General features: G+C 45.9%; 9 protein-coding genes. 3 read left to right on the top strand and 6 right to left on the bottom strand.

All coding sequences use genetic code 11. The annotated features are described in order from the left end of the window. Positions 1–107: 107 nt before the first annotated feature. The 4 genes from AKL11_RS15920 to AKL11_RS15905 all read right to left on the bottom strand — a co-directional run bounded on the left by AKL11_RS15920 (position 108) and on the right by AKL11_RS15905 (position 6011). Positions 108–923, bottom strand: a complete 816-nt coding sequence (locus tag AKL11_RS15920) for a M48 family metallopeptidase (protein WP_067519190.1) — start codon at positions 921–923, stop codon at positions 108–110. A 156-nt stretch (positions 924–1079) separates the two neighbouring features. Then, on the bottom strand, positions 1080–2621 hold the full coding sequence (locus AKL11_RS15915) for a SpoVR family protein (RefSeq protein ID WP_067519188.1): 1542 nt from the start codon (positions 2619–2621) through the stop codon (positions 1080–1082). Continuing rightward, positions 2608–3897 carry a YeaH/YhbH family protein gene (locus AKL11_RS15910; protein WP_067519186.1) on the bottom strand — a complete coding sequence of 430 codons (1290 nt, stop codon included), beginning with the start codon at positions 3895–3897 and terminating at the stop codon, positions 2608–2610. Before AKL11_RS15910 ends, AKL11_RS15915 begins: the two co-directional genes overlap by 14 nt. Positions 3898–4088: 191 nt before the next feature. Continuing rightward, positions 4089–6011: a PrkA family serine protein kinase gene (locus AKL11_RS15905; RefSeq protein ID WP_067519184.1), complete on the bottom strand. Its 1923-nt coding sequence runs from the start codon at positions 6009–6011 to the stop codon at positions 4089–4091. A gap of 414 nt (positions 6012–6425) precedes the next feature. Between AKL11_RS15905 and AKL11_RS15900 the strand changes: the two genes are divergently transcribed. After that, on the top strand, positions 6426–7208 hold the full coding sequence (locus AKL11_RS15900; protein WP_067519182.1) for a sulfite exporter TauE/SafE family protein: 783 nt from the start codon (positions 6426–6428) through the stop codon (positions 7206–7208). 11 nt (positions 7209–7219) lie between these two features. Here the strand turns inward: AKL11_RS15900 and AKL11_RS15895 are convergent, their stop codons facing one another. Further along, the gene (locus AKL11_RS15895) at positions 7220–8590 is read right to left on the bottom strand and encodes a L,D-transpeptidase family protein (protein WP_067519180.1); all 1371 of its coding nucleotides are present in this window, start codon (positions 8588–8590) and stop codon (positions 7220–7222) included. A 219-nt stretch (positions 8591–8809) separates the two neighbouring features. Here AKL11_RS15895 and lgt point away from each other — a divergent pair, with 219 nt between their 5' ends. Further along, the gene (lgt, locus tag AKL11_RS15890; protein ID WP_095210466.1) at positions 8810–9667 is read left to right on the top strand and encodes a prolipoprotein diacylglyceryl transferase; all 858 of its coding nucleotides are present in this window, start codon (positions 8810–8812) and stop codon (positions 9665–9667) included. After that, entirely contained in the window at positions 9664–10515 is an 852-nt protein-coding gene (locus AKL11_RS15885) for a thymidylate synthase (protein WP_067519176.1), read from the top strand. The genes lgt and AKL11_RS15885 overlap by 4 nt, the downstream gene beginning before the upstream one ends. Positions 10516–10884: 369 nt before the next feature. Here AKL11_RS15885 and AKL11_RS15875 read toward each other — a convergent pair. Beyond that, positions 10885–11150 (bottom strand): IS30 family transposase (locus AKL11_RS15875; protein ID WP_172807225.1); only part of this gene is annotated, 266 nt, incomplete at its 5' end.

Below are 11150 nucleotides of genomic sequence, written 5' to 3'. Positions count from 1 at the left end.
AACATAACGAGAAGCCCAAGCCGTTTATATGGACAGCCAAGGCTAATGACATACTGGAGAAGGTAGTTCGAGCTAATTGCCGCTTAAGCAGCAAAAAGAACGGCGCACTACACTAGCTGCTGTGCTGTCATACCGTAGATTAATGGCATACCAACAGTGAGACGTAAATCTTTAGAAAAAGCACCTTTAATAAGACTGGCTGATGCATTGACTTCATTATCCGCAATGACTTCGACGGGCATTGGTGATCCAGTACGACGACTGACTTCTTCAATGAACACAAAAAAACGACGATGAGTTTTGGGGTCAAGCTTAATTTCAATTTCTCTTCTGTAAGTGGGCGCCAGTAATGGCTTCAACATAAAGAATACTAAGATTGAGCCAATAAAAATGGGGCTTCCATACATAAAGAGTGAAGCGACCCCGTTTCCACTGCTTTGTAGTAGGTCTACATTGTGCGAAGCATGGTAACCCGTTAACAGGGCAATACCGATAGTGATAACCAGATAAAGCAGGGGTAGCAGGAGTATCAGAACAGCACCGACCGTGAGTAGTAGACTATATAGTGGGGATATTTTTACAGGCTCAATCTCACCTTGAAACAGTTGAGTGACTTCATTAACGGATAGAGCTTCTTTTTTTGGTGTTTTTTTGATCACGCTTTTGGTGGTCTTAGATTTTGGGATAACCCGGCAGATGAGCCCAATACTTAAGAGATGGGTGACCAGCTTCTTTACAGAAGCCAAGTCGTTAGATTGTTTCAGTGGAAATGGTTTGCCTGAGAAAATCTTCTCGAGCTTTTCATTTGAACAATTAGTGATCTTTTGGAAGCGTTCAATTGCATGGTGTCGGTTAACTTCTTCCTTAAATTGTCCGGTGAAAACCACGACATACTGAGTCGCTGCTTTAGCGGCCGCCCCCATAACCTTATTCTCCCTGAACTATTATTGTTGCTGATATAAAAGACTATGGAAGTATATAGGGACTATAGGGAAATCACAGGTCAGATGCGATGTATGGTCAGAATTCTTAAAAAAGTGGAGCGGATTGGCAATGGCTTACCAATCCGCAAGGATAATTTAGGCTTCTTTTGGCTCTGGGATACTGAACTCGTATTGCACAAGATCCTGAGTATCCACAGACTCAAGCTTCACATCAAAGCCCCAGAGGCGATGTATATGCTTCATGATCTCGTTGGTGCTTTTCTCCTCCAACGGTCGTCCTTGGTGCATATAGTGTCGAAGCTTCAGTGAACGATCGCCCCGGACATCGACATTGTACACTTGGAGATTGGGTTCCCTATTGCCGAGATTGTATTGAGCTGCCAGATTTTCTCTCAGCTGGCGATAACCGCTGTCATCATGGATAGCATCAATCTCGAGGTAAGGGTTGATCTCGTCGTCATCAATGCTGAACAGTCGCATATCCCGCATCACCTTAGGCGACAGGTACTGCAGAATAAACCCTTCATCTTTAAAATTGCGCATGGCGAAATGCACAGCGTCCAGCCAGTCGGTTCCGGCAAGATCTGGGAACCATTCGCGATCTTCATCTGTCGGCTCTTCACAGATTCGACGAATATCCCGGAAGATATTGAAGCCCAGAGTGTATGGATTGATACCACTGTAACGTGGATCATCAAACTCTGGCTGGAAGACGACGCTGGAGTGAGAATGCAGAAATTCCATAATGAAGCCTTCGGTAATCAGCCCTTCATCGTACATCTCATGCATCAGGTTGTAGTGCCAGAAGCTGGCCCAGCCCTCGTTCATTACCTGTGTTTGACGCTGTGGGTAAAAATATTGCGCCACTTTGCGAACAATTCGGATGATTTCCCGCTGCCAGGTTTCCAGTAACGGTGCATTCTTCTCAATAAAGTAGAGAATGTTTTCTTCCGGATCTTTTGGGAAACGCTTCTCCTGCTTTTCAATCTCGCTCTCACGAACAGGAATGGTTCTCCAGAGGTCATTCAGGTTACGTTGTATATATTCTGCCCGTTCCTCTGCCTGTGCTTTTTCTTGCTCTGCAGACATGGGCGTTGCCCGCTGATAACGGTTTACACCCTGATTCATCAGCGCATGACAGGCATCCAGAATATCTTCTACCGCGCTGATGCCATGCTTCTCTTCACATTGAGAGATGTATTTTTTGGCGAACAGCAGGTAATCAATAATGGCGCTGGCATCCGTCCACTGTCGGAAAAGGTAGTTGCCTTTGAAGAAAGAGTTGTGACCATAACAAGCGTGGGCAATGACCAATGCCTGCATGGGCATTGTGTTCTCTTCCATCAGGTAGGCAATGCAGGGGTCAGAATTGATCACAATTTCGTAGGCAAGCCCCATGCGACCTTGTTGATAATTCTGCTGATTGCTCAGGAACGTTTTGCCATAGCTCCAATGACTGTACATTAATGGCATACCCACCGAAGAGTAGGCATCCAACATTTGTTCAGAGCTGATGACTTCAATCTGGTTGGGGTAAGTATCCAGTCGGAACTTGTCTGCCAGGCGGGCAAACTCCCGGTCATAGGTTTCCAGCAGTTCGAAAGTCCAATCCGAGCCGACAGACAACGGCTCTTTTCGTTTTCTGGTTTCTTGTTCAGGCGCTTTAGCTTCCAGCATGGCTTCCCTCCTTTTTCTCAAATAGACGGCGGAAGGTTGGGTAAATATCCGAGTATCCCCGAATCTGCTGCATGGCAAAATGGCCCGAATTTGCCTGCTCTATATCTTTATACTCATACCAGAGATTCTGGTGATGACGATCTGTGATCTCCACATAGGAATAGTACTGACAAACCGGCAACAGTTTTTCCAGAATAATGTCGCGACATTTGCTGGAGTCGGCTTCCCAGTTATCGCCATCAGAAGCCTGTGCGATATAGATGTTCCACTCATTGGTGGGGAAACGTTCCCGGATGATTTCATCGGTCAGTTTCAGTGCGGTAGAAACTACGGTACCGCCGGTTTCCCGGGCGTAGAAAAAGTCTTGCTCATCACATTCACGGGCTTCGCTGTGGTGTCGTATAAACACCACTTCCACGGCTTCGTAGTTTCTTTCCAGAAACAGGTAAAGCAGCAAAAAGAAGCGCTTGGCCATGTCTTTGATGTCCCGGGTCATTGAGCCGGAAACATCCATGACGCAAAACATCACGGCTTTGCTGGAAGGTTGTGGCACTTTCGCCATGTTGTTGAAACGCAGATCGAAATCATCAATAAAAGGAGTGCGCTTCAACTTTTTGTTGAGAACCGTAATCTCTTCCCGAATCACTCTGGCTCGTTGCTGGTCCAATGCATCGGGGCTGACTTCCATTTCCCGCAGTTCGCGCTTCAGTTGTCGTACGATTTTTCGATCTTTGCCTGAAAGCGCAATACGGCGAGCATGAGCCGCTTTCAATGAACGGATAACATTGAGCCGATCTGGAGAACCCGCAGTAGTAAAGCCCGCTCTTTTTAGTTTGTAATCTGTGCTGTCTTTCAGTTCTTTACGAACCAGGTTTGGCAGTTCCAGGTCATCAAACAGGTATTCAAGGAATTCATCCCGATTGATCTGGAAGGCGAAATCATCGGCACCTTCGCCGCTGTTGCTGGCACTGCCATCACCACTGCCCTGACCACCGCCACCGGGTGGGCGCTGAATACGGTCACCGGAATTAAATTCTTTATTTCCCGGATGCACATGGCCGTGGTGACCACCCTGACCATGATGGAAGAAAGGCTCACTAAGATCTTTCTTGGGAATAGTAATGTTGCTGCCACTATCAACGTCGGTAATGGAGCGCTGATCCACAGCATCCTGTACTGCTTCTTTTACCAGACCGCGATATCGCCTCAGAAAACGCTGTCGGTTGACAGTGCTCTTCTTTTTTCCGTTGAGGCGTCGGTCGATTATGATGCTCATAAGACGCTCTCCCAATAATTATTGTTGATACCCGTCGTCTTTGAAGCTGCTACTTTGTTAGCAGCTCTCTCTCACCCCGGTCACTTAGTTGATCTAAGCTCCCGGGCTTCATTCGTTTGCTGCCGCGTAGCAACTCCAAACTCTTTGGGTATGGATCGCACCGCCCAAATTAATGGGCGGGATATCAATAGTTACTGGGATTTGCGAACCCGGATATACCACTCTGACAACAGGCGAACCTGTTTTTCGGTATAACCGTGGGCAACCATTCGGGAGACAAAGTCCGCATGTTTGCGCTGGTCATCCTGAGAGCCCTTCGCATTGAAGGAGATAACCGGCAGCAGATCTTCTGTATTGGAGAACATCTTCTTCTCAATGACAGAACGCATCTTCTCGTAGCTGAGCCAGCTTGGGTTCATACCATCGTGGTTCGCCCTTGCTCTGAGAACAAAGTTCACCACTTCGTTTCGGAAGTCCTTAGGATTGGCAATGCCTGCAGGCTTCTCAATCTTCTCAAGTTCTTCACTGAGGGCAGAACGATCCAGAATGTGGCCGGTATCCGGATCACGGTATTCCTGATCCTGAATCCAGAAATCCGCATAGGTGATATACCGGTCAAAGATGTTCTGGCCGTATTCAGAGTAAGACTCCAGGTAAGCGGTCTGAATCTCTTTACCCAGGAACTCGATGTACTTGGGCGTCAGGTACTCTTTAATAAACGACAGATACCTATCATTGATTTCTTCCGGGAACTGATGCTGTTCAATCTGCTGTTCCAAAACATAAAGCAGGTGAACCGGGTTGGCAGCCACTTCGGTCGGATCGAAGTTGAAGACCTTGGACAAAATTTTGAAAGCAAAACGGGTAGAAAGACCGTTCATGCCTTCATCAACACCCGCCATGTCTCTGTACTCCTGCAAAGGTTTGGCGTTTGGATCGGTGTCCTTCAGGTTTTCACCGTTGTACACACGCATCTTTGAGAAGACAGAAGAGTTGTCTGGGTCTTTGATGCGAGACAATGTTGTGAATTGAGCGAGCATCTTCAGCGTATCTGGTGCACAAGGCGCATCTTTCAGGGAGCTGTGTTCCAGCAGTTTCTCATAGATATGAACCTCTTCACTGACACGAACGCAGTATGGCACCTTGACGATGTTTACCCGGTCAATAAAGGCTTCGTTGGTCTTGTTGTTGCGGAAGGTCTGCCACTCGGATTCGTTAGAGTGTGCCAGCAGAACACCTTCAAAGGGAATTGCGCCCAGGCCTTCGGTGCTGTTGTAGTTCCCTTCCTGAGTGGCGGTCAGTAATGGGTGCAGCACTTTCACGGGTGCCTTGAACATCTCAACAAATTCCATGATGCCCTGGTTTGCACGACAGAGTGCACCAGAGAAGCTGTAAGCATCCGGATCATCCTGAGAGTATTCTTCCAACTGTCGTATATCCACCTTACCCACCAGGCTGGAAATATCCTGATTGTTTTCATCACCCGGTTCGGTTTTGGCGACAGCCACTTGATTCAATTGGCTAGGGTAAAGTTTGACCACACGGAATTGCGAAATATCACCACCAAACTCATTGAGTCGTTTAACCGCCCAGGGCGACATGATGTATTTCAGATAGCGACTTGGAATACCGTATTCTTCTTTAAGAATTCCGGCGTCTTCATCGGGGTTGAATAATCCTAGTGGTGATTCAAAAACGGGCGAGCCTTTAATTGCATAAAAAGGTATATGCTCCATCAGCTGCTTTAATTTTTCAGCCAGTGAAGATTTACCACCACCCACAGGACCTAACAGATAGAGAATTTGTTTCTTTTCTTCAAGCCCTTGGGCGGCGTGTTTAAAATAAGAAACTATCTGTTCGATGGCTTCTTCCATGCCGTAGAAATCTTTAAACGTCGGGTATTGTTTAATCAATTTGTTAGAAAAGATCCGACTTAATCGTGGATCGCGAGCTGTATCTACAACTTCCGGTTCACCGATGGCCTGCAGCATACGTTCTGCGGCATTGGCATAGGCGCCGGGATCGGTTTTGCAGAGTTCCAGGTACTCCTTGAGGCTCATCTCTTCCTGTTGGACGGCTTCATATCTCTGCTGATATTGAGCAAATATGGACATCTGGTTTCCCCCTCGCCTGATCGTTTTAGGTCTTGTTTGGCGTACTGCATAATTATGATTTTCGGAGTCTTCAATCCTTAATGAACGACATTTAACCAGTGATCTAATAGATAAAGAAAAATGCGAACATATTAACGTTATAGAACTTATGAAGATGAAAGTCTATAGGTTTTACGGTTTGATTTTTCAGGCAGAAAAATTAATTGGAAGGGAGTAAGGTGTTGATTTTTTGATTGTTTGCCATAAAGGTATCAGAACACTATATCTGAGTTTTTTGATGTTTTGAATACATGTCGTCGTATAATTATCGAGCAGTTGAATTATAAACGTTAATTGCCCTTTAGACAGTTTGACAGTTGTCAAAAATATCATTGGCACATATCTTTAGTCTTAATCAGAATCTGGAAATTTGTAATGACCATTCTTCTTTATCTCCTGCTGGGTGCCAGCGCAGGGTTAACTGCTGGATTGTTTGGAGTCGGTGGTGGTCTGATTATCGTGCCTGCTCTGATTTATAGTTTCAAACTGCAGGGGTTTGCACCTGAAGTGCTGACTCATATGGCGGTTGGTACTTCTTTGGCCGCAATGATTGTGACGTCACTGAGTTCAATTAAAGCGCATCAGGAAGAACATGCGGTGCAGTGGAAGCTATTCTCAATAGTCAGTGCTGGTATTTTAGTGGGTGCTTTTTTAGGTGCTTATACGGCGGTAAATCTGAGCGGGCACTTTCTCCAGACACTGTTTGGTATTTTTGCGATCGGTGTGTCTGCAAAAATGTGGTTCGGCTTTAAGGTTCGTGAAGGTGGCAGGTTTCCCGGTAAGCCACTTCTCGTGATTGCAGGTGTTGTGATTGGCGGTATTTCCAGTATGTTCGGAATTGGCGGAGGGACATTGTCCGTACCGTTTTTGCGTCGGATTGGTCTGACCATGCAAAAAGCCGTTGCAACATCAGCTGCTTGCGGGCTTCCTATTGCCGTGATGGGCTCTGTATCAAACATGATATTGGGAATGGGAAATCAACAACTGCCGGATATGACGACAGGGTACGTTTATTGGCCAGCTTTTATCGGTATTGTAGTCACCAGTGTATTTCTGGCGAGATTAGGTGCTCGATTGGCTCATAATTTACCCGCAGATAAACTGCAGAAACTGTTTGCCATTCTTTTGGTGGTTGTTGGAGTACAGTTGGTTATCTAAAAAATAGCCAGCTAAAATTCGCTGATCAAGGCGTTATCCAGTTGATAGATATCTTCCCGGAAGCGCACGCGGCCATTCTTATCGGGCCAGGCAGTAAAGTACACGGTGTAGACCGGTATTTTTTTCTTGAGCTCAAGCGTATCGGAATAATTACCGTTTAATGCTGCCTTCAATTCACTGGCGAGCCCTTGTTCTTTAGCAATGGTTTCAACCAGAGCCTTGACATGATGAACTCTGATACACCCTGAGCTAAATGCTCTTCGCTCTTTTTCAAATAATTCAGGCTTATCAGTGTCGTGTAAATAAACACCAAAGCTATTTTTAAAGCCCAGCTTAAACTGCCCAAGGCGGTTAAGTTCACCCGGTTGTTGCTCAAGTCGATAAGTGAAAGATTTGGGGGTTACCGCTTTCCAGTTTACTGAGTCTGGAGCAATTTCCGGGCTGTTGTCATCCCAGCTTTTGTATACCTTGAATTTTTCCCTTAGAAAAAACCCCGGATTTTGCTTTTCTTTCTTAAGCAGGCTTTTGGCGATGCTGTGAGGGACTTTCCAGGTTGGGTTGATGGTTATCTTTTCAATCTCACTTTGCAAAATGGGACTTTGCTTGTGGGGGACACCAATAATGATTTTGTGAGTGGTGCTGTCTTTAGGGTTGCGTTGATAGCGGGTTGTGTAGCCGGCAATATCAACCCAGACTCTTGGGTATGGAAGCGTTCTGGGTAGCCAGCGTAAACGCTCCAGATTGGCTTTTACCGTTCTGATGCGTTCATTAGTAATAGATAACAGTGCCTGCCGTGTCATATTGCCCAGACGTCCATCGGGAACCAATTTGAACCTTAGCTGAACTTCCGTGAGTACATCTTTATGAGCCTGAGTGTAAACGTCGTCTGGCAAATCATCCGCGAGATCCAGATTTTCCAGCCATTGATTAAGCAACTTGATGCTTGAGTGACTGTCGCCATCGAACAGTATGAAGTCGTTAGGAAATAGGCTGTAGGCGTTTCTTTTCCAATTGCGTAATTGTTTAAGCGCTTTGATCAGATGTTTGTATTCAGGGACATCCGGGCTGATACGATCCAGAGGTGGAGTAAGGCCTGAATATTTTGGGCTGGTTGCCACGTCTTTGATGGTCCACCCCGGCTGATAGTAATGCCGGTTAAGAATACCGGCATCCATATACCAAGTGTAAAGATTCACCACTTCACGAATTTGGTCTTTGGTGGGGGTGTTACCGATCAGTTGCCAATGCTTTGGCTGAACATCAATGCCGTGCTCCGGAAGCTCAGATAACCATTGAAGGGCTTCTTTCCTTTCGGATTCCTGACTGGCCTGGCTGAGCAGTGAATACACCACTGTGATAAGGGCAATAAATAATCGGCGCATAACATCCTCTGTAACTGCAAAATACCGATAAGCGTCAAAATAACAGCTTATTTTTTAATGGTTTATTTCCTGTGTCCTCACCAATTAAGCCGTTGATTCCGGTTCCGGCAAATGGCCAAGTGCCAGCTGTTGAATTCAGGGTGCCACCTGTTTGCTGGCTCCTCGGGCGGATACCTTGTTACACTGGAGCACTATTCAAATGATTGCTGGAACCGGTTTGTGATTGCCTATCCCGAAATAGATCCTGTTGCCTTTAGTCTGGGGCCGCTGAGCGTTCACTGGTATGGTCTGATGTACCTGGCAGGGTTTTCTCTGGCCTTGTGGCTGGGGAGCTACCGAGCGAAAACATCTAATGGCTTGTGGAAGCCTGAGCAGGTGAGTGACCTGGTATTTTATGGTGCCGTGGGTGTCGTCCTCGGTGGGCGCGCCGGTTATGTGTTGTTTTATAACTTTGATTATTTTCTCAGGGATCCACTCTGGCTATTAAAGGTCTGGGATGGGGGAATGTCTTTCCATGGTGGCCTATTAGGTGTTTTAGTGGCTATGTGGCTTTATGGCCGTTCACAGGGGAAGTCTTTCTTTCAGGTGACGGACTTTATCGCGCCGTTGGTTCCTCTCGGCCTAGGTTTAGGACGCATTGGGAACTTTATTGGTGGTGAGCTGTGGGGAAGGGCGACGGATGTTTCCTGGGCTATGGTTTTTCCTTCAGATCCGACTCAGTTGGCCAGGCATCCATCTCAGCTTTATCAATTTTTCCTTGAAGGCATTGTTCTTTTTTCTATCCTTTGGTGGTTTTCAGCAAAACCAAGGCCAAGAATGGCTGTTTCAGGGCTCTTCCTGCTCATTTATGGATTAGCCCGGGTTATTGTTGAATTTGTTCGTGAGCCAGATACGCAGTTGGGCTTTATTGCGTTTGATTGGCTGACTATGGGGCAGTTGTTGTCTTTGCCGATGGTGGCATTGGGCATTTTCTTTATGGTGTGGGGCGCTCGACAATATCCGCTGGTGGATGGTATGAACAGTGATGATGCGCTCTGGTTGAAAAAACAGACAAAGGCTGGATCGAAGAAAAAATGAAACAGTATCTGGAATTATGCCAGCGCATTGTGGATGACGGTGTCTGGATTGAAAATAAACGAACGGGTAAGCGTTGCCTCACCGTAGTGAATGCAGACCTCGAATACGATGTGGCTGGCAATCAGTTTCCTCTGATCACAACCAGAAAAAGCTTCTGGAAAGCAGCCATTGCGGAACTTCTGGGCTATTTACGGGGCTATGACAGCGCTGAACAATTCCGTGCTATTGGTTGCAATACCTGGAATGCGAATGCCAATGAAAACGACAGCTGGCTGGCGAACCCGAACCGTAAAGGTGAGGATGATATGGGACGTGTTTACGGAGTACAGGCGAGAGCCTGGAAAAAACCGGAAGGCGGTCATGTTGATCAGTTACGTAAAATCGTCGATAACCTGAGTCAGGGTATAGACGACCGTGGTGAGATATTGACGTTTTATAATCCTGGCGAGTTTGACCTTGGGTGTTTGCGCCCATGTATGCACACCCATACCTTCTCTCTTTTGGGAGATACACTGTATTTGACGTCTTATCAGCGCTCCTGTGATGTGCCTCTTGGGCTGAACTTTAATCAGGTTCAAGTGTATGCGTTACTTGCCATCATGGCGCAAATTACCGGGCATCAGCCTGGTAAGGCGTACCATAAAATCGTGAATGCGCATATTTATGAAGATCAGCTGATGTTAATGAAAGAAGTTCAGTTGAAAAGGGAGCCTTATCCATCGCCTCAATTCAGTATAAATCCTGATATAAAGTCTCTGGAAGACATAGAGAGCTGGGTGACAGTGGATGATTTTGAGGTTACAGGCTACCAGCATCATGAGCCAATAGCTTACCCGTTTTCTGTTTAATGGGTTACTGATACATTATTACCTCCTCTTTGATGTGCTCGAAGGGGAGAGAAAAAGCTCCTTTAACCTATTCCTTGTTACTGATTTGTATACCTCTTTATCGATTACCCCCCTTGTGGTTCTGTCGATTTTGTATCTTGGAATACCTGTGTTGAGCTGCTGAATTTGTACGTGACCAGCCTGAACCAGAAAGTGCTCTGGAATCAGTTCTGATTTTTTAAGCGTATGATTGGTTTTATCAGCATATTCTTGCACTAACATTGTTTGCATCATGGTCTCGAAGATGCCAGTTCGATCCTTGTTACTCTTACAGCCATCAAAAATATCGATATTTAACGTTCTTAGTAGTTTGAATCTCGACTCTTGAATTCAAGTAATAAATACATAACCCATAACTTTTCTTACATCAATCCCAGTTAACTCTTTGAAAGCCTCATAAGGTGTTTTGTAGTCAAGGCATTTTCTAGGTCTATTATTCAGCTTATCAACCGCTATGATGACTTCTTTTTCTGTAACGTTATTAAGCTCCATCGACTTGGGGAAATACTGCCTGAGTAGCCCATTAGCATTCTCATTCTGACCTCTTTCCCAAGAGTGATACGGAGCAGCAAAGTAACTGTCACACTTCAACGCTT

The sequence above is a fragment of the Endozoicomonas ascidiicola genome, from assembly GCF_001646945.1.
In the GTDB taxonomy this organism is placed as follows: domain Bacteria; phylum Pseudomonadota; class Gammaproteobacteria; order Pseudomonadales; family Endozoicomonadaceae; genus Endozoicomonas; species Endozoicomonas ascidiicola.
This window is presented reverse-complemented; position numbering and strand designations above follow the sequence as displayed.

What these genes read in the sequence shown, in the direction of transcription:
- AKL11_RS15885 (WP_067519176.1), top strand. Translation starts at nt 9,664, where the DNA reads ATGAAACAGTATCTGGAATTATGCCAGCGCATTGTGGATGACGGTGTC.
- AKL11_RS15910 (WP_067519186.1), bottom strand. Translation starts at nt 3,897, where the DNA reads ATGAGCATCATAATCGACCGACGCCTCAACGGAAAAAAGAAGAGCACT.
- AKL11_RS15915 (WP_067519188.1), bottom strand. Translation starts at nt 2,621, where the DNA reads ATGCTGGAAGCTAAAGCGCCTGAACAAGAAACCAGAAAACGAAAAGAG.
- AKL11_RS15905 (WP_067519184.1), bottom strand. Translation starts at nt 6,011, where the DNA reads ATGTCCATATTTGCTCAATATCAGCAGAGATATGAAGCCGTCCAACAG.
- AKL11_RS15920 (WP_067519190.1), bottom strand. Translation starts at nt 923, where the DNA reads ATGGGGGCGGCCGCTAAAGCAGCGACTCAGTATGTCGTGGTTTTCACC.
- AKL11_RS15900 (WP_067519182.1), top strand. Translation starts at nt 6,426, where the DNA reads ATGACCATTCTTCTTTATCTCCTGCTGGGTGCCAGCGCAGGGTTAACT.
- AKL11_RS15895 (WP_067519180.1), bottom strand. Translation starts at nt 8,590, where the DNA reads ATGCGCCGATTATTTATTGCCCTTATCACAGTGGTGTATTCACTGCTC.